This window comes from Microvirga sesbaniae (assembly GCF_025460805.1).
In the GTDB taxonomy this organism is placed as follows: Bacteria; Pseudomonadota; Alphaproteobacteria; order Rhizobiales; family Beijerinckiaceae; genus Microvirga; species Microvirga sesbaniae.
Genome location: NZ_JAMXFJ010000019.1, coordinates 32505 through 56006 on the forward strand (window position 1 = coordinate 32505; position 23502 = coordinate 56006).

At 60.5% G+C, this 23502-nt stretch carries 21 protein-coding genes and 1 tRNA gene; 12 read left to right on the top strand and 10 right to left on the bottom strand.

Features of this window, described 5'->3' with window-relative positions; all coding sequences use genetic code 11:
- Nucleotides 1–4 precede the first annotated feature (4 nt).
- The 3 genes from OCW50_RS22205 to argE all read right to left on the bottom strand — a co-directional run bounded on the left by OCW50_RS22205 (nucleotide 5) and on the right by argE (nucleotide 3998).
- Entirely contained in the window at nucleotides 5–985 is a 981-nt protein-coding gene (locus OCW50_RS22205; RefSeq protein WP_262270710.1) for an ABC transporter permease, read from the bottom strand.
- 106 nt (nucleotides 986–1091) lie between these two features.
- A complete protein-coding gene (locus OCW50_RS22210) occupies nucleotides 1092–2690 on the bottom strand; it encodes an ABC transporter substrate-binding protein (protein ID WP_262298980.1) in 1599 nt (532 codons plus the stop codon).
- Nucleotides 2691–2843: 153 nt separating this feature from the next.
- The gene (argE, locus tag OCW50_RS22215) at nucleotides 2844–3998 is read right to left on the bottom strand and encodes an acetylornithine deacetylase (protein ID WP_262298981.1); all 1155 of its coding nucleotides are present in this window, start codon (nucleotides 3996–3998) and stop codon (nucleotides 2844–2846) included.
- 186 nt (nucleotides 3999–4184) lie between these two features.
- Between argE and OCW50_RS22220 the strand changes: the two genes are divergently transcribed.
- From OCW50_RS22220 to OCW50_RS22245, 6 genes are all read left to right on the top strand, one after another.
- Nucleotides 4185–5150, top strand: coding sequence for a threonine ammonia-lyase (locus OCW50_RS22220; RefSeq protein WP_262298982.1), 966 nt, complete (start codon nucleotides 4185–4187; stop codon nucleotides 5148–5150).
- 34 nt (nucleotides 5151–5184) lie between these two features.
- Complete coding sequence (locus tag OCW50_RS22225; RefSeq protein WP_262298983.1) at nucleotides 5185–5841, top strand: LysE family translocator; 657 nt, start codon at nucleotides 5185–5187, stop codon at nucleotides 5839–5841.
- A 115-nt stretch (nucleotides 5842–5956) separates the two neighbouring features.
- Nucleotides 5957–6313 (top strand): lysozyme inhibitor LprI family protein, encoded by a 357-nt coding sequence (locus tag OCW50_RS22230; protein WP_262298984.1) that lies wholly within the window; start codon nucleotides 5957–5959, stop codon nucleotides 6311–6313.
- 296 nt (nucleotides 6314–6609) lie between these two features.
- Entirely contained in the window at nucleotides 6610–6822 is a 213-nt protein-coding gene (locus tag OCW50_RS22235; protein ID WP_262270704.1) for a hypothetical protein, read from the top strand.
- A 143-nt stretch (nucleotides 6823–6965) separates the two neighbouring features.
- Nucleotides 6966–7043, top strand: a tRNA-Pro gene (locus tag OCW50_RS22240).
- Nucleotides 7044–7182: 139 nt separating this feature from the next.
- Nucleotides 7183–7623, top strand: a complete 441-nt coding sequence (locus OCW50_RS22245) for a hypothetical protein (protein ID WP_262298985.1) — start codon at nucleotides 7183–7185, stop codon at nucleotides 7621–7623.
- Between the two features lie 518 nt (nucleotides 7624–8141).
- On the opposite strand, the gene OCW50_RS22250 is transcribed toward OCW50_RS22245, so the two are convergent.
- Complete coding sequence (locus tag OCW50_RS22250; protein ID WP_262298986.1) at nucleotides 8142–8654, bottom strand: hypothetical protein; 513 nt, start codon at nucleotides 8652–8654, stop codon at nucleotides 8142–8144.
- A gap of 42 nt (nucleotides 8655–8696) precedes the next feature.
- Between OCW50_RS22250 and OCW50_RS22255 the strand changes: the two genes are divergently transcribed.
- Nucleotides 8697–8837, top strand: coding sequence for a WGR domain-containing protein (locus OCW50_RS22255; protein WP_262298987.1), 141 nt, complete (start codon nucleotides 8697–8699; stop codon nucleotides 8835–8837).
- A 256-nt stretch (nucleotides 8838–9093) separates the two neighbouring features.
- Here the strand turns inward: OCW50_RS22255 and OCW50_RS22260 are convergent, their stop codons facing one another.
- Nucleotides 9094–12879, bottom strand: coding sequence for an SIR2 family protein (locus OCW50_RS22260; RefSeq protein ID WP_262298988.1), 3786 nt, complete (start codon nucleotides 12877–12879; stop codon nucleotides 9094–9096).
- Nucleotides 12880–13026: 147 nt separating this feature from the next.
- On the opposite strand from OCW50_RS22260, the gene OCW50_RS22265 reads away from it, so the two are divergent.
- Both OCW50_RS22265 and OCW50_RS22270 read left to right on the top strand, forming a co-directional pair.
- A complete protein-coding gene (locus OCW50_RS22265) occupies nucleotides 13027–13458 on the top strand; it encodes a hypothetical protein (protein ID WP_262298989.1) in 432 nt (143 codons plus the stop codon).
- 1 nt (nucleotide 13459) lies between these two features.
- Nucleotides 13460–14224 carry a hypothetical protein gene (locus OCW50_RS22270; protein WP_262298990.1) on the top strand — a complete coding sequence of 255 codons (765 nt, stop codon included), beginning with the start codon at nucleotides 13460–13462 and terminating at the stop codon, nucleotides 14222–14224.
- Nucleotides 14225–14245: 21 nt separating this feature from the next.
- Here OCW50_RS22270 and OCW50_RS22275 read toward each other — a convergent pair whose 3' ends face one another.
- The 4 genes from OCW50_RS22275 to OCW50_RS22290 form a co-directional block, all read right to left on the bottom strand.
- On the bottom strand, nucleotides 14246–14524 hold the full coding sequence (locus OCW50_RS22275) for a hypothetical protein (protein ID WP_262298991.1): 279 nt from the start codon (nucleotides 14522–14524) through the stop codon (nucleotides 14246–14248).
- A 52-nt stretch (nucleotides 14525–14576) separates the two neighbouring features.
- Entirely contained in the window at nucleotides 14577–14855 is a 279-nt protein-coding gene (locus tag OCW50_RS22280) for a hypothetical protein (RefSeq protein WP_262298992.1), read from the bottom strand.
- A gap of 93 nt (nucleotides 14856–14948) precedes the next feature.
- A protein-coding gene (locus OCW50_RS22285; protein WP_262298993.1) for an IS630 family transposase occupies nucleotides 14949–15891 on the bottom strand; the annotation gives its coding sequence in 2 pieces (ribosomal slippage) (nucleotides 14949–15558 and nucleotides 15557–15891; 945 coding nt in all).
- A gap of 234 nt (nucleotides 15892–16125) precedes the next feature.
- A complete protein-coding gene (locus tag OCW50_RS22290) occupies nucleotides 16126–16746 on the bottom strand; it encodes an HNH endonuclease (protein WP_262298994.1) in 621 nt (206 codons plus the stop codon).
- Nucleotides 16747–17733: 987 nt separating this feature from the next.
- On the opposite strand from OCW50_RS22290, the gene OCW50_RS22295 reads away from it, so the two are divergent.
- From OCW50_RS22295 to OCW50_RS22305, 3 genes are read left to right on the top strand one after another with little or no spacing between them, the layout of a single operon-like run.
- Nucleotides 17734–18318, top strand: coding sequence for a hypothetical protein (locus tag OCW50_RS22295; protein ID WP_262298995.1), 585 nt, complete (start codon nucleotides 17734–17736; stop codon nucleotides 18316–18318).
- Nucleotides 18318–20642 (top strand): hypothetical protein, encoded by a 2325-nt coding sequence (locus OCW50_RS22300; protein WP_262298996.1) that lies wholly within the window; start codon nucleotides 18318–18320, stop codon nucleotides 20640–20642. Before OCW50_RS22295 ends, OCW50_RS22300 begins: the two co-directional genes overlap by 1 nt.
- Nucleotides 20639–21532 (top strand): polymorphic toxin type 44 domain-containing protein, encoded by an 894-nt coding sequence (locus OCW50_RS22305; protein ID WP_262298997.1) that lies wholly within the window; start codon nucleotides 20639–20641, stop codon nucleotides 21530–21532. Before OCW50_RS22300 ends, OCW50_RS22305 begins: the two co-directional genes overlap by 4 nt.
- Here OCW50_RS22305 and OCW50_RS22310 read toward each other — a convergent pair whose 3' ends face one another.
- A complete protein-coding gene (locus OCW50_RS22310) occupies nucleotides 21533–22672 on the bottom strand; it encodes a hypothetical protein (RefSeq protein WP_262298998.1) in 1140 nt (379 codons plus the stop codon).
- Nucleotides 22673–23502: the final 830 nt, after the last annotated feature.

Here is a 23502-nt window from a genome sequence, read left to right on the forward strand (position 1 = left end):
CTCCTCAGGCCGGCTGCCGGATCGTCGTCCTCAGGCGAGGATCGACGATGGTGTAGAGGATGTCCACGGCGAGGTTGATCGCCACGAAGATGAGCGCCACGAGCATGAGGTAGGCCGCCATGATCGGGATATCGACATTCTGCACGGCTTGGACGAACAGCAGGCCCATGCCTGGCCATTGGAACACGGTCTCGGTGATGATCGCGAACGCGATCACGGAGCCGAACTGAAGGCCCACGATGGTGATGACCGGCACGAGGGTGTTCTTGAGCGCATGCCCGAAATGGATGGCCCTGGTCGTGAGCCCCCTCGCCCTCGCGAACTTGATGTAGTCGGTGCGCAGCACCTCCAGCATCTCGGCACGGACGATGCGCATGATCAGCGTCATTTGGAAGAGACCGAGCGTGATGGAGGGCATGATCAGGGCCTTCAGGCCCGACAGGGTAAGAAGCCCCGTCGTCCACCAGCCGAGACGAACCGTGTCGCCGCGGCCGTAGGATGGCAGCCAGCCGAGGGTGACGGAGAAGAGATAGATCAGCAGAATGCCGATCAGGAACGTCGGAAGCGAGATTCCGATCAGCGACACGGTCTGGAACACTTTTGCCAGGAAGCTGTCCCGCTTCAATCCCGAATAGACCCCCATGAGCACACCGAAACCTGTGGCGAAGACGGTCGCACAGAATGCGAGCTCGAGCGTGGCCGGCATGCGCTCGGCCAGGAGATCCGAGACGGGCTGGCGGAACTGGTAGGAGACGCCGAAATTGCCCTGCGCCGCGCTGGTGAGGTAACGCAGGAACTGCACGGGCACCGGATCGTCGAGCCCAAGAGAGCGCCGGACCTGCTCCCGTTCGGCGGCGGGCGTATCGAGGGAGACGATCTGGTTCACCGGATCGCCGGCAAAGCGGAACATCGCGAATGAAATGATCCCGACGGCCAGAAGAACGCCGATGGCCTGAAGGGCGCGCCGGATGATGAATGCGAACATGCACAATCTCTTGATCGCTGCGGCCCGGGCGACCCAACGGCCCGAACCTTCGAAAAACTGTCCCGGACGGCGCGGAGGCCGTCCGGGATAAGCGATCAGATGCGGACTACTCTTTCTTCTGCGCCCAGTAGAGCAGCACCTGGTTGTCGGCCCGCTGAGGCAGCGTCACCTTGTTCGACACGCCCCAGGCGAGCGCCTGCTGGTGCAGCGGGATATAGCCGTACTCGTCGAAGGTGATCTGGAAGGCCTGCTTGATCAGCTGGTCGCGCTTCTCCTTGTTGCTCTCGACGAGGATCTTGTCGGTCAGCTCGTCATGCTGCTTGTTGCAGAAATTGCCGAGGTTCGACTCGCCCCGCGAGGATTGCGGATCGTTCCGGCAGCCTTCGATGTCGAACAGCACGTTGTGGCTGTCGAAGGTGCCCGGGGTCCAGCCCAGCAGGTAGAACGAGGTGTTGTAATTGCCCGACTTGAGCACCTTGCCGAAGTACTGCGCCTTCGGCTGAGCCATCAGGTTCACCTTGACGCCGGCACGGGCCAGCATGCTGACCACGGCCTGGCAGATAGCTTCGTCATTCACGTAGCGATCGTTCGGGCAATCCAGTCCGACCTCGAAGCCGTTCGGGTAGCCGGCGTCGGCCAGCAGCTTCTTGGCGCCTTCGAGATCGTATTTCGGACGCACGAAGTCGGCCGAATAGGTGAACAGCTGCGGGGCAATCATCAGCGCCGACGGGGTGGACATGCCGCGCATGACCCGGGACTTGATCGTCTCGATGTCGATCGCCTTGTAGAAGGCCTCGCGCACGCGCTTGTCCTTGAACGGGTTCTTGCCCTTCACGTTCGAGAACAGGAGCTCGTCGCGGGTCTGATCGAAGCCCAGGAAGATGGTCCGGAGCTCGGGACCGGCCAGCACCTTGGCGTTCGCCGTGCCGTTGACGCGCTGAACGTCCTGCAACGGAACCGGCTCGATCACGTCCACTTCGCCCGAGAGCAGGGCGGCAACGCGCGTGGCGTCGGATGCGATCGGGGTGAAGACGATCTCGTCGAGGTTATGCTCGACCTTGCCCCACCAGTCCTTGTTCACCTTGAAGACGGTCTTCACGCCGGGCTGATGGCTTTCGATCCTGAACGGTCCGGTGCCATTGGCATTCAGGGACGCGAAGCTCGGCGTCGTCGCGGCGGCCGGCGTGGGCGCGACGCTGTTGTTCGCCTCCGACCACTCCTTGTCCATGATGTACCAGGTGTCCCACTGGGCGTTCATGATCGGGTTCGGGGACTTGAGCTTCACGTCGACCGTGTAGTCGTCGACCTTCACCCATTCCGAGCCGCTGGGAACGCGGGTCTGGAAGTTCGAGCCCTGGGCGCGGACGCGGTTGGCGGAGAAGATCACGTCGTCGGCGTTGAAGGGATTGCCGTTGTGGAACTTCACGTTCTTGCGCAGGAAGAGCCGCCAGGTCAGGCCGTCCTCGCTGATCTCCCAGCGCTCAGCCAGGCCCGGCTCGATCGCAAGGTCCTTGCCGCGCTTCGTCAGGCCCTCATAGACGTGGCCGTGGTGCGCGATGGTGGTGGTCTCGTTCAGGGTATAGGGGTCGAGCGACTTCAGGTCGCCCTGGTTGGCATAGCGCAGGGTCACCGCCATGGCCGGAAAAGCTACGCCGGCCATCAGGGTCGCCGCGGCCGCGACGAGAAACTTCGAACGGATCGTCATTGTCTGTCCTTCTCCTCTGGAGGCCCGCGTCTTTGCGCGGTGTTCCTCTTGTCGGAAGCGCGACTGTTGTCGTCGTTCCTTCCGCTGAGGAATGAACTTAGGCAGGAAAGTGGCCGGTGGTCTAGCCCCGACGTGGACCGTCCTGCTCAGCATTTAGGCACAGAGGTCCCCGATCAGGCGGCGCAGGATTGCCTCCCCGGCCTGGAATTCGCCGACCTCGATATATTCGTCCGGCTGGTGGGCCTGCGCGATGTCGCCGGGGCCACAGACCACCGTCGACCAGCCGGCCCGCTGGAACAGCCCCGCCTCCGTTCCGTAGGACACCACATGAGTGCCGTTGTCGCCTGTCAGCCGACGCATCAGCCGCTCCGCCGCACCATCGGTCTCCGGCCGGAGTCCCGGCACCTCGGCGACGAGCTCGACATCCACCCGCGCCTCGGGAGCGATGGCCTTCATGCGAGGCTCGATCCGTTCGCGGATATAGGCCTCGTAGCGGGCCAGATAGTCCATGGGGCTCTCCGTCGGGACCGCCCGGATGTCGCTGAAGAACCAGGCCGAGGACGACACCACGTTGGCGGCATTGCCGCCGACCATCATGCCGCAATGAAGCGTGGTGTAGGGCGGTTCGAACGGATTGTCCGGATCGGCTCTGCGCCGGTTCTCCTCCATCACGTCCTCGTGCCATGCGATCAGGCGAGCGGCGTTCATGACCGCACTCACTCCCTGGTCGATCCGGCTGGAGTGGACCGCATATCCCGTCACCTGGGTCCGCAGCTGCACGGACGCCTTATGCCCCGTCACCACCGCATGGCGCGTCGGCTCGCCGACGATCACGGCGGACGGCGCCGGGATGGATCCAGCCATCGCGTGCACCATCGACGGTGCTCCACGGCAGGCAATCTCCTCGTCGTAGGACAGCGCGATGTGGATGGGGCGCTTGAGAGGCGCGTGCACCATCTCGGGCACGAGCGCCAGAACGAGCGCGTCGAAGCCTTTCATGTCGGTTGCGCCACGACCGTAGAGGCGACCGTCCTTCTCCGTGAGCGTCCAGGGATCCGTGGACCAGTTCTGTCCCTCGACCGGCACGACATCCGTGTGGCCCGACAAGACGATCCCGCCCTCCACCCGGGGGCCGATCGTGGCGTAGAGATTGGCCTTGTCGCCCTCGGGACTCATGACGAGATGGCTCTCGACGCCGTGGCCGTTCAGCCAGTCGCGGCAGAAGTGGATGATATCGAGATTGCTGCTGGTGGATACGCTCGGGAAGGCTATCAGACGCGCGAGCATCTCGCGGGGTGACATGGACATCGTGCTCGACTCCGTGGTTGAGCGTGAGCATCCAATCCTATCGAGCCGCCGGTCAAGTCGCTTTTTTATCAGCAGGAAATTCGATCGCCGCCCGTTGACGAAGCCAAGACGTCGCTCGCATGATCGCGTCGCCCGCGACGGCGCCATTGGCCGTCTCATCTCACATGCCGCCCGACGGACACCCACATGACCGCCTTTGACGTGACGCTCTCCGACATCGAAGCTGCCCGCGACCGCATCGCCGGACGCGTCAGGCGCACTCCTGCGTACGAGAGTGGCGACATCTCGGCGCGGCTCGGGCGGCGCGGCGCGGTGAAGATGGAAGCGCTGCAGCTTGCCGGCTCCTTCAAGGTCCGAGGGGTCTTCAACAAGGTGCTGACCTTAAGCGACGACGAGCGCCGGCGCGGACTCGTGACCGTCTCGGGCGGCAACCACGCCATCGCAGTGGCGCGGGTCGCCGGAACGCTCGGGCTCGACGCGCTCGTCCTGATGCCGAAGACGGCCGCCCGTTTCAACATCGACCTCACCACCAAGTTCGGCGCCCACGTGGAGCTCTGCGACGATGCCGCCGAAGCCTTCGCCAAGGCCGAGGATTACCAGCGCCAGGGCCGCCTCTTCGTGCATCCTTACGACGATCCCGCCATCATCGCGGGCCACGGCACGCTGGGCCTCGAGTTTCTCGACGACATCCCCGACCTCACCCATGTGTTCGTCTCGATCGGGGGCGGCGGCTTCATGTCCGGCGTGGCGGCCGCCCTGAAGGCCAGGCGGCCGTCGCTGACCGTTTACGGTGTCGAGCCGACCGGCGCGCCGACCATGACCGAGGCCCTCAGGGCGGATCAGCCGGTGACCATTCGCCCGACCTCCCTGTCCCGGACCCTCGCCGCGCCCTTCGCCACCCGCCGGACCATGGCGGCCGCCAGGCTCTTCCTGAAGGAGATCCTGCTTGTCGAGGACCCGCCGGTCGTGGCCGATGTGAGCTGGCTGCTCCAGACGGAGAAACTGCTCTGCGAGCCGGCCGCGGCCTGCGTCCTCACGGCCGCTGAGATGGTCGTTCCGTCTCTGCCGGACGACAGCGTCATCGGCCTCGTGCTCTGCGGATCCAACCTGTCCCTGGACGATCTGGATGCATGGCGCCGGCCGTCCCCATAGGATGGCCTCTCGAGCGCCCTGAAGAGACCAGGACATGCCGGATCTGCCGACTTTTCTCACCTTCTATGCCGCTGTTCTGGCCTTGCAGCTGGCTCCGGGCCCCGACATGGTCCTTCTGCTGAGCCGCGGAGTCGGACAGGGTCGGCGCATTGCCGTCCTGACCGCCATCGGCATGACCCTTCTGGCCGGCCTCGTTCAGCTGCCGCTCCTGGCCCTGGGAGTGACCTCCGTGATCCAGGCCTCCCCCCTCGCCTTCGAGCTTCTTCGATGGGCCGGCGCCGCCTATCTGGTGTGGCTGGGCGCCAAGCTTCTGATCGGCTCGTTCGGCCCGCATCGCCTCGTCCGCACGGCTCCGAAGCCCGTGTCGGATCTCGCAGCCTTGCGCCAGGGCATGATCAACAACCTGACCAACCCGAAGGCCATGGTGTTCATGCTGGCCTTCCTCCCCCAGTTCGTCGACCCCGGCCGCGACTGGCCTGTCACGGCGCAGCTGCTGTTCCTGGGGGGCGTGCAGAAAGTCTCAGGGTTCTTTGTCCTGGGAGCGGTTGCGCTCGGAACGGGAACGATCGGCGAGTGGCTGTCGCGGCGGCCGGGCCTGATCGCCTGGCAGGAGCGATGCGCCGGCCTCGTCATGGTCGGCCTGGGCCTTCGCCTCGCCCTCTCGGGAGACGCCTCGGCGATCCGCCGCTGATTTGACAGCCGTTAACCGTCCATTAGCCAAGGGTTGCAAAGTCCGACCTGGTTATGGAGCCCTACCGGGCGATAACCGTTCCTCCCCAAGCTCGAGGTCTCCAAGGACGGGTTCCATGAACGGGAAAGCCTACTGCATCGCGGCAGCCGCCAGCCTCTTCCTGGCCAACGTTTCGCAGCCGTCCCGGGCCGCGAGCTTCGATTGCGCCAAGGCCCGGACAGGCGATGAGAAAGCCGTCTGCGCGGATCGCGCGCTGAACGACCAGGATGTCGAGATGGCCGTGCTCTACAGGCAGCTCAAGCCTCTTCTCGGCATGGGGGCCCGCGGCGACTTGGAAGACGCGCAGGCGGCCTGGCTCAAGCGGCGAGAAGGCTGCGCCGAGGACCGATCCTGCCTGAGCAAAGCCTATGAGGAAAGGGTGCTGCAGCTGAGAAACGGCTTCGAGGCGCTGGCGAAACGGGGCCCCTTCTGAAACCGTCGATAAAAAACCCCGCGCGAGGGCGGGGGTGTGCACAGACACGGAGTGGGGCAGCCGCGATGAAGCTGGCCGCCGAGAGCGCCGTGGCACTGGGGGCACCGTGGGACGCTCTCACGGGAATGTGTATCCCGGCTCGCGACATCTACCTACTCTTCTTCCCGCGGATGGTTAACCTTTCGTCTCGTCCGAAAGCGGGGTTCGCGGCAGACGTGTTTTCGCGCACACCTCTTTCATCGTGAAAATGCCACCTTGGCCGTGCTTCCCTTACGACACCCGAACGGAGTCGAACCATGCGCGCCATCCTCGCACTTCTTTGCCTCTTCTCGGGTCTGCCGGACGATGCGCCCGCCGACGGGTTCGACGCGGCCCAGGAAAAGACCGAGAAATATCGGGCGCTCCTGTCCGAGCTCGCCTCCTCCGGGGCGCCGGACGGCGAAAGCGTGACCGATCTGCCCGACGGTTTGCGGCAGGCCGTCGAAGCGTGGACCCATCCCGGGGCTTGAGCCGATGGTCTCCTCGGCCCCTGCCCGGCCCGGCCCCGAAACGCAGCCGAACGCTCGGCAAGATCGTCTTTCCGCGCCGCGCTCCATTTCAGGGGTTGCGCGAGCCGGCGTTAAAAGTTAGAGGAACCAAGCCTTTCGGCAGTCGGAGCGTAGCGCAGCCCGGTTAGCGCACTAGTCTGGGGGACTAGGGGTCGGAGGTTCAAATCCTCTCGCTCCGACCATTATTTTCCTGAAGAGTATCAGCCAGTTATACCCCTTAAGTGGGGTGGGCTGATGGCGAGGTTCGAACCCTCGGGGACACGCCGGGGACGCACTCCCGCCTGGACCCGCTACCGGCTGCGGCAATGAGGGCACCGAATCATGAGGCCGTTTCTGGTCAGCCTCGCCATGCTGGCGACGGTCCTCGTCACGCCCGCCGTGGCGGCCGACCGCTTCGACCATAGCAATACATTCGTCTGCACCGGCCGGTTAGCAGAGGATCGCGACAAGTTCGCAACGATCTGGACGCTGTACATCACAACGCAGGTTTGGTCTAAGCCGCCTCTTGCAGCATCGGTGCTCAGCGAGGGTGAACAGGGGCTCGTGACGTCCCTGGCGGCCACTACGACATCGCTGGCGATCACCTATGACAGGGGCCAGTATTACGGCGGCACGATTGCCATCAGTGCGACCGGCGATGGGAAGGCTCGGGCGACCCGGGTCGAACGCTCGAAGAATTTCCCCGAGATGCCGGAAACGCGGGTCAACTACGATTGCAACGTCGTGCCGATCCAGACGATGCGCCCCATGCAGCCGAGATGATTAAGCCCCGCGTCGATCAGTCCGTTCAAGGACCTTGTTGCAGGCAGAGGGGCTGCACTGTCAGGGTTCGCCGCCGCCTAACCACTTCCGATGGAAGCTGCCTACGCACGCGGCCAACGGCGGCGTCTCTCGCCCTTCTGATTGTCTCGCTGGTGACACTGATACCCACGGCATCTGCCGAGCCTGCGACGGTCACCCTCGTGTGCCGGATCGAGGCCACGCGCCTTCAAGCCGAAATCCAGGCGCGGCGGGCTGAGATGAGGGCCCTTCGCGATGTTCTCGACAGCGAGAGCCTTGCCCTCGCGTGGCAGCGCAACGTCGAATGGTCGCACTCCACGTTCGTGCAAGACTCGTTCGTCCGATGCGAAGACCAATGGGGCATGACCCCTGGCGAACCCTACACCGGCATTTTCGCGGGCCTTGGCGACCTCCGGGTCGATCCCAATCAAAAGCGAGCCCGTTGACGCAAGCTCAAGACAACCGCGCGGCTAAAGCGGCCGATGAAGTGACGTCCTTCGTCAGGCGATAGGCTCTCGCTCGACGAGCGCCCCATCGTCGCCGCGCACATAGAGGCGATTGTTGATCGTCCCCTCGGTCTCCCCAGCGCCGAGTAGCCGCGCGCCGAGGGCCACCAATTCCTCGTGGGGCACAACGTGGCTGACAAGCTCCAGACCGGGAATGGGACCTGAGAGATAGTCATGGCCGAGCGCCTCGCTCAGTGAGGCGAACGGACCGGCAGGATCGTGATCCGACGACGTGATGAAGTAGACGCTATACCATTCTCGGATCGACAGGTAGCCGGATGCCGCCATCGTTCCTGCGTCCCATCCCAAGTTTAGGACGCTGGCCGCATCGCTGAAAACGGTATCAGAGAGTTCGTCCACGTCGGCCATCAGGCGTTCACGCTCCCCTGGTGGGAGATCGGTCGCAAAGCCCGAGTCGGTTTGTAGGTGGCGCATAATCGCGTCGATGATAGCGTCTCTCGGCATGGCAGACTGGTAGCCCTTGACGTTTGTAATGCCCACTTGCATGGTCGCAGATGCTGTAGACACAGCAGCCTGGTTTACGGCCTCGTGCGCCTGGTGCGCAACTGGGGCCGGATCGGCACGAACGGGCAGGAACTGGTCGAGGTCTTCGCCAGCGAGATTGAGGCCGGAGAGGCGCTGGAGGCTGTCGCTCAGACGAAGCGGCGGAGACGGTATCGGGATCTGTAGATAAGGGCGTGATTGGCCCGGGCTATAATGCGACTTGAGGGCTATCCCCGGGAGAGCGTAGATTCAGCCTAGGTCACATACAGGCACTTGGCATTCCACAATGAGCAATCCCTGGGAGAATGAACCTATTCGCGGCGCGTCGATGATGAACGTCTTGACGTTCGTTATTTACGGAAGAAACGCGGACTTGCTGCTAGTCACAGAGGCTGCGAACGCTGCTGTTGATTCAGATCTGATGCCCAACGGGAACTGAGCATCAGGGCAGATCGAGGCGTCGCCGGAGTTCGGACAACCTCGCATCTGATGCGGTCTCCGGCATTTGGGCTAAGACGTCCAGGACTGGTTCAATGCGGTAGGGCCACGCCGCTGTGTCCTCGCCGAGCACGGCCCACAGCAGATCGAGCGTCGCGGACGGATGCGCGATGACGGGATGCCCATCTGGCTCCAGTTCCTCTAGGTTCAGCCGGAGGGGTGTGCCACGCGCGGGCACAAGCCTGGGCAGTATCAGTTGGACGACGCGTGGCATGAGGTCGCCGCTCACCAGAGCGAAGTTAGCCAAGTGCGCAGACATCTCTGGCGTGCGCAGGGCTCGTTGCTTGGGCCAGACGTTGGCGAAAAAGGGTATAACTCTGTCTCGCCCATCGGTGACGGGCTCCGAACACCATCGCTCGAGATGCCAGAGGAGGTGCTGGCGGAACTGGTCGTCGGCGTGGATTAGAACCTCGCGCAGTTCAACGTCGCTGACCAAAGGCTCCCCGGATGGGGTCGTCCACGACCACCCGATCAGGAGCAGTCCTGCCAGAACCGTGCTCTCCTCACGCCGACGAGATCGTCTGGTACGCGTCACCAGTGCATCCTTGACGGCCGGATACAGCGCCCGCGACACGCGCTGGGACCACAGAATGCCATCCCAGATCGCATCGCCATCGGGTCCCTCGTCCCCCACATGCGCAAGCAGGTGCTGTTCGGTCCAGTGCGGATCAATCGCGAACAGCCAACTCAATTGATGCGCCAACATAACCAATGAGTGCCGCCGCATGTCACCTGGCAGTGCGAGCAGGTCCTCGAATCGATTTGTCCAATGACGAGGGAAACCTATCCCTTCCGCAAGGTTGTCTTTGGCGGGATCCTTGAACAGGAGGTCGCACAGCTTCCCAACCGGCGCGTTCAGGGCATCGTATGCCCAGGAGCGTTTATCGCGGCGACGCGTCTCGGTTCCGGCGCTGCGAAGCGCCACCATCAGGCTTGTCCAGAGGCTCGGAAGCACCTCTGCAGCATCGGTGTAGAACCTGTCCGATACCGCCTTCATCCACTCGGAAACCGGATAGGCAATATCCTCAAGCCTGTCGGGGGGCAGCCTGCCCAGGCGCGCCGCAATCGCCCTTATCATGCGAAGTCGATCATGCGTTCGGCCTTCGGCGTGTAGAAATGCCGACCAAGCCCATCGTTGTACAACGCCCGACCTCGCTGCGTGGGTTAGAGCCCCCAGGGCGCGCACGGGCTTCTGTTCAGCGAGGCCCCGAAACGGATCACGCTCGGTTCTCGAGGTAAAGTCATAGCCTCGAAGTTCCTCGGCACGGGGGAGAATCTGGGGGATCGGCGTCTCCCGGATTGAGTCCGGCCTGCTGTCGGTCGTGATTGAGAAAACCTCCGGCTCGGACGAATCGGCCGCCGCGTCACCGCTACGGGGCGTCCACTGTGGAGCGGCGGAGCCCAGCGCACGAAGGGTTTCACTGATGTCAAAGGTGAACGTCACTCCATGGGACGACAGCCACTGCAGTCGGTCCATTCGCGCGTGTGTTTCCACCTCCTCACTTCTCACACTGTCCGCGTTCCTGGGGTACGATCCCGTCAGCAGGCGGCGTTCCAACGCTGTGCGATCCTCCAGGAGGAGTTCCGGCCAGCGATCTTTCAGAGCGTACAACAGGTCACGTTGGTGCGCTGGATCCCAGAAGGCCTGCTCAGAAAGTGTCAGGAACACTGCTCCGGCCTCAGTCACGCTCAGCAATCCGGTGCCCGCTGCCCAAATCCGCAGGCGCGCAAAAACGTAATTGTCCTGCGTCGACCAGGAGCGAACCTGACTGAGAGCCGCCTCGCAGTTCACGCTCGCAAGTCGGGTCAGGAGTTTCTGAAAAAGGGCGAGGAGTCCCGTCAGCTCGAAATCTGCGCGCGACTCCTCGGGACACCCCTCTGGTCCACGACTCGGGGCAAGGTAGACCCATTCGGAACCACTGATCTCACGCTCAAGAGCGAGGGCAAGATCGAGGTTCTCTCGAAAGCAGTCGACCGCATACGGCAAGAACTCGTCTGGCACGGCGACGCCCTGGTGGGGTCGCGGATAGTCGACATGAACGTGAATGACGTCATCGGGCAGTCCCTCGCTCGCCCAGAGAAGAGGATGCGCGTGGCTGAAAGCAGGCCCCACGATCAGCTTGGGACGGTACATGTGGACGAGGTCACGGACGAGAGAGTGGGTCCAACCCTCCTGCTCACCTCTCAGCTCGATGTTATATCTCCGCATCATGGGATCGACGCGTTGATCGCGCCACGCAGCGAGGAGCAGCCGCCACCCACGCCGGACCGCATCAGGGAAATGCCGAGTGTCACGGAGCAAGCGCCGTTCGATGTCTCGCGTGATCGAGGGGTGCAACCCGGGCTGCTGGGCTGCCCACCATAGTACAACAGGTTCATGCGCCTTTCGGCTCATCCACGATCCCAGGGCGAGCAGCCGGGGCGGAAGGTCTGCGTCGAAGCGAGTGGGAGATCCCCGTATCCCGTGCCGAAAGTGATGGGCTCCTTGCTCTCGGTCCGAGAGGTTTGGCACCAGAAGATCGAGAGCCCCGGAAGCGGCCTCCCGCTTCTTCGAGATGTCATCTGGATGAATCGGCTCAGGGGCCGGATCGCCGTCGAGGCCAAGGGCGTCAAACGGGTCGAAAGCTGGCCGATCCTCTTCGCCCGAGCCTTTTCGCTCTGGATTGGCATATCTTTGAGCCGGATCAGCGACGAGGATCCATTCAGCGCCGAGCGGATGAGCCGTCGTCGCCAGACGGCGAGCGCCTTCGCGGGTTGACAGGATATGGGCCACCTGCCCGCGCTCATGGGGCGTGAGGTGTTGGGGACCGGCTGACGCTCGGGACAGCACCGCTTCATGCCACTGTCGGGGGTCTCGAGCCCGGTCGGCCCAAGCCGAGAGCGTATCCCACAGGGGCGCAAAGCCCTGGCTGGCGTCGAACGGGATGGCCTGGACACCCCGATGCTCCCAGAGGGCAATGGCGGATCGCTGTTCACCGCTCTGAAAGGCGTAGAGCCTGTTTCGCGTGCCAGCACTGAGGTTCAACCCTTCCAGAAGATACTGCACTGGCGGATCGTCGGCGGTGTAGCCGACGAAGAGGATCTGGTACCGTGAAAGAAGCCTTTGGATGAAGCGCGTCGCCCAACCCACCGAAAGATAGGCGCGGCCGAAGTCGGCGCTTGAGACGACAAACTCTTCATCCTCAGCAGCTCGATAGTTGGCATCGACGCGGCCATGCAGGTGTACGATGCCTCGAAAGTCACGGTCGCTATGGGGATCGGGCAGATTGGGCGGTCCGGCGCTGAGTAGGTTGTGGTCACACGCCTCAAACAGAAGATCGAAGTTCGTCGTTACCAGACGGGTGACGCCATGCGTGGTGGCAAGATCGAGCAGCACGCGATGAGCATCGAGCTTGGCCTCAGGGCCGGGCCGGATGGCCTCAGCAACAGCTGCCCGAACATCTGTTGCTTCAAATTCCTGCTCAAGAAGCCCGAATACACGGTCGGTTGCGACGAGGCCGCCGATATCTGGCATTGGCTCGATCTCAGACGCCTTTTTGAGCAGGGTACGGGCGCGGCTGTCCAGAGCCGCGCCCAAGCTTTGGACGACCCGGTCGGCCAACATGGGGAAATTCGGCAGTTTTGCGCTCTGCTGGCTGACACCTGCTCCGCAAAACAGGATGACGTCGCCAGCATCGCGCGCGACGAGGAGGTCATCCGGGATGTCTGGTCCATTGGAAAGAAATTTCATGTCAGGTCAGGAAGGTCGAATGCGAAATCTGACACGGCGGCACTTGCCCTATTTGCTCCAACCGCACGCTAGCATGACTGGGACGCTTCCTGTCCATCATCAGTTGGTTGGGTGGTAAACTGGAGCCATCAGCCACGGGAGATATCCATGCCCCGCAGGAAGACCGCCCTCACGCTTGTCGGAGGCTCGGGCGAAGCCCCGCACGAGCCGACGCCTGAGTCCCGCCAGATCGTCGTCCTCGGCAGCCTCAACAACCTGCCCGCCGACCGGATCGCGGCACTGATTGGCATCGACCGCTCCGACCTCGAACGCCACTACCGCGACGAACTCGCCTACGGCACCGACCGCGTCCTGATCGAGGCGGCCTCGAACATGCTGTTCCTGGCCCACCAGCGCGCCGACCTGGGGGTCTCGCTTCGCGCCAATCAGGCCGTGCTTGGAACCCGCGTGCGGTCCTGGCGCGAGCCGATGACCGACGCCCTGCCGTCCGCGTCCCAGATCGACGACATGGACCTCGCCACCCTTAATGACGAGATCGCGCGCTTGGAGCGCCGTATGCAGGCTGCGGGGGAGGAATGACATGGCGGGGATGCCGCATTTCACGACCCTGCCGCCCCGCGAGCCCGGTGAGCCCTACACCATGCGCGAGCGGCTCGACCCGGGCCTGCTCAACCTCGCCATCGGCCCCGCGCCGGACGGCATCGGCAGCGCCGCGCGGCTCATGGGCATCTCGCGGCGGGAACTGCTGCTGCGCTGCGGCCACACGATCAGGGACGCGCGGGACGCCCTGCACGCCAAGGCGCTCAGGCACATCATCGATTCACCCCTGGCCGATCCCGCCAAGATCCTGTCCTTCAACGTCCTGGCGTGGCAGGTCGCGGGCCGTGAGGCTGTGCGGCACGAGATGCGGGTCCGCGCTGCCGACCGGGTGCTGACGCGCCTGCTGGGCGTGAAGCGGAGGAACAACCTTAAGGGCCGCAGAAGCCCGGGACCGCGCACGACATCCACGGGCACGTCGTTGCGGCTGGTGCCGAAGTCATCGCCAATCCCGGAGCCTTCGGGCGTGGTGCCCGTCCGGCCCAGGCCAATCGTGTGGTCCCTTGCCGACATCGAGGCGGCGGCATCGCTCCTGAGGTTGACGATTCCCGAATGGCAGGGCGTGCTGCTGCTGCGCGGCGGGGCGGCCTCCGAGGCCGATGCGGCAGGCTTGAAAAGCTATGTCTCGCGGCGGTTATTAGAGCGCGTCCTGTCGGCCTTCAGGGGGCACAAGAGCCCTCGCGTGCGGCTCATCGCGGGCCGGGTATGGCTTTCGCATCAGGCCGACTTGAATGGCGCGGATAGCTGACCGCATGTAACCGCGTGACGATCAGGGATCGTCCGCGTCGAAGACGACAGCGCGGGCCCGTGGCAAGGACTGCGTCGCCACGGCTCCTGCGAGGCGCAGGAAGGCGACCGGATCTTCCCGGGCGACACGCTCCAGCGCCTCCTTGCCGTGCGCCTGCCATGCCTCGAACACGTCGCGGATGAAGGCTTCGGCGAGCTTGTTGCGCGAGCCCAGGGGACGGCCAGGACCGTGCTGCCCCGAGGTGAAGCGCCCATCGGATGTGCGCCCTGTCAGCGATGTCAGTGACGCCGCGTCTGTCATGGGCCCTTGGCTCCTGTCACGCGGCGACATTAGCACCGGGACGCCTACTCTTCTAATCCTTCACCAGGGCGAGCCCTTCGCGCGGCACTTCGAGCGGCGGGATACGGGCCGCCCGGATCAGATCGGCCATGGTGGCCCGCATGCACACCGGGCCATCACCGTGCCGGAAGGCGATTGAGCGCTCAAGGGCGACGGCGTGGCTGTGGTGCAGCACGCTTGCCGCTTCCACATGGGCCCTGCGCGACGGCCAGCACAGCAGTTCAGTCCCATTCCAGGAGGCGAAGAGGGTGCCCTTGCGTCCTGGTCTTAGGGTGACAACGATCTCGTCCATGGGTATCTCAGATGCTCCTGACGCAACGGTACCGCAGCGAAAGGTCCGATGTCGATCAGGCTGACTCAGGCATCCGACTAGAGCCATTTCCGCTTACTCCGGTTCATATCCAGCGGCCCTGAAGCAGTTAGCGCATTCCTCGGGCGAGAACTCGTCTAACAGTTCACCGATGGTCTGCCAGAGCGCGTCCTTGGTGCGGGCAGCCGCCTTGCGCAGCAGTGCCTTAAGCTTGGCGAAAGCATTTTCAATTGGGTTGAAGTCAGGGGAATACGGCGGCAGGCGCCTCAACGTCGCCCCTGTTGCCGCGACAAGCTCCCGCACCGTCGCGCTCTTGTGCGGCGGCAGGTTGTCCAGGATCACCACGTCGCCCGGCCGGAGGGTCGGCACCAGGATCTGCTCGACATAAGCCGCAAACCACGGGCCGGTCATCGGCCCATCCAGCACCATCGGCGCGGTAAACCCGCTCAAGCGTAGACCGGCCACAAAGGTGGTGGTCTTCCAATGTCCGTGCGGCAGTCCGACCCGCAAGCGTTGACCTCGCGCGCAGCGTCCATACAGGCGTGCCATCTTGGTCGAGGCGCTGGTCTCGTCGATGAACGTCAATCGTTCCGGGTCGAGATCCAACTGCCCGTCAAACCAAGCCTGGCGCGCGGCTCTGACATCGGGCCGGTCGCGCTCGCAGGCGTGGGCGGTTTTTTTTGACGGTGATCGCCCGCGCGTGGAAGAAGCGCCAGAGCGTGCCGATGCCAGCCGAGACGCCGCGCTCCTGCTTCAGCCTCGCCTGCATCTCGTGAAGACTGATATGCGAGGAGGCTTCAATCAGCTCCAGCAGAAAAGCCGCATGCGCGTCGAGCTTGGAGTGCCTGGGTTGACCCTGCCGGCGGGCAGCCACCTCGCCGGATCGAGCGCGGCGCACCCACAGAACGGCGGTTGAGATGCCGACCCCATAGCGGGCGGCGGCCTGTCGCACTGAGACGCCACCCAGGGCTGTCTCGATCACCCGGTCCCGCAGATCCTGACTGTAAGCGCGTGCCATGCCGTGCCTCCATGTCTGGACGCCAGCAGGCCACATCAGATCTCAAAGCGGAATCCCTCCGACTCGGAATAGTCGGAAAAGGCTCTAGCCGGATCGAGAAATCGGACCGTGGAGCCGGTTGAGGCCGGGCCGTCATGATTCACAAAATGCCCGCGAATCGCCGTCTCTGGACTCGGGACGGGCCTTGCTGAGGGCATCCGTCACACGGTGTGCATCTCTCATGCCCCCATCTGCCTAGCCTTTGAAGATATATTCACGGTGATATTCCAAGTACCGTATTTGCTCTGGCCGGAACGGCCTTGGTCTATTTATGAGTTCACGGACGAGACCTAATTTCCGAAGTTGCTTTTGTTGGATCAATGACGACACCCGCATGCCGCCATCGTCATCAAAGGTGATATATCCCTGATCAAACAAATGGTCGACGTTTGGGGTTAGTAGAAGCCCATTATAGCCGTCCAGGCGCTCCTCGTTTGTTTTGCAGGCTCGCCACGGCTTTATGTGATTGGCTCGGAGCAGACGGGGGTCACTTACGCCCGTTACTCGACAGCGTTTTTCTATCATCTCCAAGTTCATCCGATACACGCCTTGACCACGGCGAGCTTTAATCACTGCCTCTCGCTCGGTGTGATCAATTTGGATATCAGCACTAATCATATGTTCGAGTTCATCTTCAGTGATATCTGTGAGCCCGTCGCCCTTATCAGCTAATCCTCTGGTAAGAGTGAGACGTCTTAGGAGAGATTCAGCCTCTCCATCGTCAATACGAACAGGCACAGCCGATGTAGTCCCCTGCTTAGTCAGATCGCCGGCGGGAATGATCTGTTCGGCTTCCACCCATTCGACCGGCAGCATGCGCCAATCCTGCGACGTGTGTGTCTGTTCTGTCGGATTGGCACTGACTACAAGCTGGATGTAGGCCCTTCCCCAGTACCTGCTGCTTCTGCTGAACCCGCCATTGAGCGCCGCCAATAGATCCTCAACCTCAAAGCGGCTTGCACCCAGTTTGACACTGTATCGGAGGAACTCTGTGAGTGTACGGCTTTGGAGCAAGTCCGATCCGTCACCAATCAAAACCTTCATTATGTCGGCACGTTTGCCTTCCCCAGTCCTCAAAAAGGGCAATGGCTTTCCTGGCACTGCATCGGCTCTAATGCTCTCCATGAGAGGCTTGAAACGTACGTTGTCGGAATTGCCACCTGCGGTGTTGAGCACCCACCTACGGAGCATACGGGCAGATACAGGTTGTTTGCCATCTAGAACAGACCCGTGCTTGATAACTGGTGCCTGGACATAACCTACGTGGCGGACCTCATTATCGATGACCGAGAATACTTGATCTCCCGGTGTAGGATGACTGTGGCCCTCCCGCCGGGGCAACCATACAAAGCCGCTATTTATTTCTTCCTCAGAGATCCCATTCGAACACCAGTACGTCATTTTTGCGGTCTCGACCTTTGCCGCCCACCCATTCAGGCTCAACTCACTCAATTTTTACGCATAGGTTAAGAGGAGAATATGGTTCAGGTGTAGTACCTCGCAGCCAACAATGGGCGTCTCCGGTCTCCCCCCAATATTATAGGCCACCTAATTCGCGTGCGAATTTGTTGTTGTCCCTGAAAGATAGGACGGGATCACCCCGGCTGACGTGGAACGATGAACTCAATGTATCAAATTGGCACTCATTCCGTAAGGGTTACTTCTTTGGAAGTCACCGGAAAAATAGTCTAGTTGAGTTGACTTGCCGCATTTATGTCATCTCAAGCTGAGACTTAAACAATATTTTTGATATTGAGCGTGGACAGGGGCTACATTAACTTGGTTTGCTAGGAGGCGGCGTCCGTGGCACTAGCTGGCTGGACGATGGCACTTGTGATAAGCGTGACGACTCTGCTTGAGGTTGAAGCAGCGCGGGCCGAGATGTTCGGCGACAAGTTCGCCGCACTGAATGCGGTCAAAAGTGCATCCCCGAGAGAATCCAGCTGCTCCACGGACGGGCGTTACCGTGTAGGGTATGGTCAAGAACTCGGCTACTGCGTCTATAAGGGTACGGATGTGGAGGTTCGCCTAGCCGCAGCTGATGACGCTCTGCTCATGGATATCAGGTATGACATAATAACTTTCAATCACAATTTCCCAAATCCAAAAATTGACTCTTTGGTTAAGGATTACATGGGGAGGGCGTCAGAGCTCTTCCAGAAGTTCTCGTTTACTTTTGACGACTTGCGCAAATGTTCATTTGAGCAGCAGTTCGCGTACAAAGAGCACTTAGAGTGGCATCCTAAGCCGGTGCCAGAACCGAAACCTACTAGAATTAGCCATCCGCCGCTTGTGTTGTACTGCCGTTGGACGCCGGCCGGGTTCTATCTGGCTGTTCGCCCAATTGTCGGTGAACTTCCAGACGATCCATTCGAGAACGTTAAGTGATGACCGTCGGACGCTACGGTATGATATCGCGAATTGAGAGGGTCTTCTGGCGTTTACCGCTGATCCTTATGGTCCTACCCATTGCTTTTGCCAATGCACAGCAATTCCCGGTGGAGTCACTATCTGCCGTAGAGCCAATACGGCTAACCCTCACAGCGCCCGGCGATGGCAAGGTAATCGAGTTGCTCCAATCCGACCACATGACCGGGTTCACCCGGAATGATCCAGCGACGGGTTTAACAGAAATATACCATCCCTTTAGCGCAGCACGCGTTCTTGTAACTGCTGTTGAGCAACAAATTGCTAATGACGAGTCACAACTTCATACGATTGAATCCGCACTCGAAACCGCCGGATACTTCTATGCTGATTTGGATAAGAACTACTTCGCACTGAATGCTCTTCCATCATCCAAGTATGCTCCGGTTGAAAAAGCGGCCCGGAGTGCCATCAGTCAGGACGAGTCCCTTGCAGAAGATATCTTCAATGCGAACCTTATTGATCCTTGGGGAACGAACGACGTCAATCCAATGCGCTTAAGTGCGCTAGTTGAGTCCGCGCGCTTAAGTCGAGCTCTCGCCTTGACCAGACGCCTTCTCGGCGGCCGCGCGATCGCAACGGATGCAGAGATCGCGCTCGAGCTAGCTACTGCTTCGTTGCGTGTGAGGCGGTCGCGGCTTGGCCTTGAGAAGATCCGGGTGAGACAATCGTCTAATGATGTTGAACCCCGTATTCCCAACAGCGAAAAGTTGCTGATAGGTTCCACGATTGGTCTGCAAGTTGCGTTCAACGAGGGCTTGCAAAACTGCGAGGAGCTTGCCTCCTATTGGCGTAACGTTGAGTCTAATGCTCTTTGGACTGCTGCAGACGCGACGTTCGCGCGTAGACTAACTGGAGACGACTGGCCGACGAATGCTAAGTTGCCCTATGTAACACGGTATGGTGAGACGATCCCTTTGATTGGTGACGAGATAGAGGAGGAATGCGACAAAGCTCACGAGGAGTTCGCTCGGTTGAAAGCTATGCGGAGTATCGCGGTCCACAGCGTGGCATTGATTGATGTCGAGGCTGGCCTCTTTTACGAAGAACAGTACTATCCACGGCTGCTTCCGGATGCTGTAAAATTTGATCTAGGAATGAAGCGGAATGAGCAGAGATTCGCGCTTGAGCTTGATCCGACTAGGCTCGTGGAACATGCCCGCCAATCCGGCGTAGACGAAGGCGTCGTCTCCGTGGCAGATGCTCAAGTTATTCGGCATAACCTATTAGATCATCTTGAGGAATTGAAGTGGGACAGCTTCAAGTTCCGAGGAAACCAAAGGCGTCTGAGCAAGTTCGAGGTTGAGACGTTAACGACGGCCCTGTCGAAGCAAACAGTCGCAAGTGTTGGAGTGCTTAGGTTTCGGGGTAAGCTCCTCTCCGTCGACGAGATGCCGCCTGCGGTTTTCCCTTTGGATCTAGCTCCAAATGGCTATGAGCGGACCAATTCGAACCTTTCAGATTACGACAGAGCATTTCAGGCAATAGACAGCCGCCTTGGTTACAGCCTTCTGCGCCTCGACGACAGATCGCGCCCTATAGATATGCGAATCGCTGCCCTGTCGGACGCGGCGGCCCTCGCGCTTGAAGCCCGCACTGAGAAAGAGCGCTTAGCGACGACAATGCACTTTGAATGGAAGCGGATTGCACTTCGCCTAGAGGATATCAAAACTGAATACGACTTCGGCCGAATCTGGGTTAAGGAGCCAATCAGAACCATTTCCACAGTTGCGCGTGAAAAGGACATGGTTACTGTAGGCCAGCCACTGCTTATAGCTGAGGCGACATCGCGATTTCGTGTAACTGTAGAGTCTGCGTCGGATGCCGGAGTCCGGTTAGGTTCGCTGCCTGTTGGTACGCGGTTCCGAATCAAGTTCAGTTCGACAGGGCTCCCCCCGCTATCGCACGAAGCACGCCGAAAAATCCTCTCAAGTTCTTCCCCTAGGTTATCGCGTGCTCACCTCTCGAAAATATACGAGCGGATCATGCAAGGCGTAGGAGCAAATGCCACAACTGTTGCGCAGACAGATAATGGAGCGACACTCGAACTCAAAATCGCCGACGTGCCGGACACCTTCAGCGTTACCGTTGGTGAGGGCGTCATGCTGAGCGATCTTGGCTTCCTTTGCCGTCCTGGAGATAGCGTTGATACGTCACTATGCGCATTTCCTCTCGGTCCAATTGGAGCCGACAGCAAAGTAGCAATGTCGATTGAAGTTGCCGATCCTGTGCAAGCGGAACAAGCCGAGATAGACTTCTCCTGGAGGCGCATGGTGGCCCAATGAAATTCATTGCCGCTGCTTGCATAGGAATCGCTCTTCAGACGACTGCGCTCGCAGGTGAGTCGACCGACTCTGTTCCTAATTACAGTTTGCGGCCGGGCCCTTGGGTTGAGGGCTACATCCCGACTCCACCAGCCGAGGCGTCCTATCGAGAAAATGCAAACGAGATCGAGGCTTTGGCTGGAGTAAGCTCCACGGCGGCATTCTTTGTGTGGGTTTGGAATGTTCGGATAGGCGGGATTTGGGATTATAAGAAAGATCTTCGGTCTCCCCAGGAGTTCACTCGGCTCGAGGCTTCCGGAAACTTCAACTTCGGTGTGACCGCTGCGGCACTAGGCTTAACGTATCCGGAGGCACAGTTCCTTGCCGGTATGGCACAGGTTTACGCCATCGAGAAGAATAACTATAGGTTCTCGAAATTCCGGGTGGAGGATTTCGGCATAGGTCCCACAGGCGGGCGCCTAAAACTTGCATGGGACCGAATCTCTCCGTTCTACTATGGTCCATCCGCATTCTACGACGATCCGAGCGATGCAGTCAGTATAAAGGCCGGGTACGACTGGTATCTGCGCACGCACATTACACCTCCTGCGGGTATGGAGGCACAAGGGTCCGCAGACCAATCCAACGCATCACCTTCAACGCAATACGAATATTTGAAAACACTCAACACGCCGTTTTGGGACATGTTACTTGATCGACAAATTGAAAGATGGAACGACGAACGCAGCGATATCGATCAGTATGACGCATATGATCCTTTTGATCTTCCCGATACGAATGTCAATAATATGGAAGCCTTACCCCAGCACGATGACAACAAATTGGAGGACAATCGGGAACCGCGCAACAGCGACGACACGAAGGAAACGGACATCGCGCCGCTTCGCTAGTCACCTGCAGTCTACGTTGATCGTACACCTAGTCGCTGATGTAAGGCCGTCCAACCGTGCTTTCTCTGCCAACTTGCTACTTAATCGAAGCTCGCCAGTTATGGACGCGTTACGCAGATCTAACTGTCCCGCGACCTCTGAATTCGCAATACTCAAACTTGCCGAAGTTGCTGGCGTGCCAATGCGTGCGTTCTTCAAATCTAAGTCACTTTTGAATGTTGATTCGTAAATAAACGCATCCTTTAATGTCGATAAAGCGAACTGTGTAGCTCCCCAAAAATATGCCTGCTTCACATAGAACTGCCCAATGTTCAGCATTCTGCTTGCAAAGGGTCCGCTAAATTCGCTCCCGATGATACTAAGATCGTCAGTCACATCAACGAGTTCTATTCTATCTTGAGCAACGATACCGCCCAGGCTTAGCCCATTAGCTGTCCTGGGGCGCAAGATTTGTAAGGATTGCGAAAAAACCGAATCGTCCAGCCAGAGCATTTTTGCCGTGACATCGGCCAACCTAACTTTCCCGAGAAAGACTGTCTTCGAGAAGTCGAGAGGGCTCTTGGACCAGACGTTTTCCAAATCAACGTCATTGGGCAAGGCGGCCAGCTCGGAGCAACTGCCACGCTTTATCGGATCATATATTACGGCGCATTGGTGATAAGTTTGATGCGGCTGGGACACGAAGGCCGCACGGGCTGTGCTGAAGGTCTCTAAGATCATCACATTGCGCAAACGCAGAGGCGAAGTGGTTTTTCGGACAGCATAGGTAAGCTGATCGCTATTTATTGCGAGACCGCTTATGCCCCCGGCATTGAGGCATGTGACAAGCTCGGCATCCGAGCCGACGAACATATCCTCATTTGCATTCCGGCCGTGGCATATGTCCGCAGCATGGACTGTTGGGATAGTAGCAAGCGCGAGAAGCAACGTCATCTCCAGTGTCGCTGCTTCGGTGAACATTCCTAGCACCGACCTCATGCCTATTCCTAACCTGATGGTGCAATACAGCCAATTGAAAACTACTACGACTGTTACGCTGAGCCAACGGCCTCGCCGATGGATGTACTGCAGCTCTTCACTTAAACCTGCGGAGAAATTTCTTCTTCCGATCTCTACGCCACCGGCCGAATAGAGGGCCATGGATGAGCGGTCCTTCGATGCTGCGCGCATCGATCTCGAAATACAGAAAAGCAATGGCCGTCTTGGGCGGGAAATTGTCGTGGGTGAATGTGTAGGGCGTCAGCGTTTATCCCCGTAGGGGGAATAGCCGAGCGGCGACCGGTCGAGGCAGTCCTTGTCCCAGGAGGGGTAACCCTAGGGCGACAGTCGGCTCGCCGCGACGACCCGCTGTCGGCGGCGGCGATATTGCTTTTGCCGGTGTCGTCCCTAGACGCCTCGCAGCCTCATTCTGCACGCTGCTCAAGCGGTGGCCCATTGACAATCCAGCTTTCTCCAGCCGTCGCCGCGACGGAGTCGATTGCCGTGGTTTGTCGATGAAAAAGGGTCGAGGCGCCGTGTCGGAATATGAGCCGCTGTTACACGCGCGATGCCGCGATTGTATTGCTGTCGCAGGCCAATGTTTTGCCGGCCTGAGAAAAGATCTCCGCTGCGCCCCGACCTTACGATCCTTGGACGGCGGCGAATTCAGCTCGTGCCGGCCATATGTCAGCGCATGCGACTGGTCAGGTCGCGAAATCGGGCATGAGGGCGGTTGGGGCGGTGGATGCACCCCTTCCACCCGATGCCCCTTAAATCGCCGTCCCTGGACTCGGCGGGCCTGATTTGAAGAGATACCCCTCGCGCATGATCACATCGCTTGCGGGCCACCGTGTCGAAGACGGCAATAGCCGAGGATACCGGCACATCAGCGTCGGGCTCTAGCAGGAAGGTTATCTCCCGGCGGAGGCCTCATCGATGGAATCCTCGACTCATTGCACAGTCGTGGTCTACAGCGACAAGGCGCTTCGGCG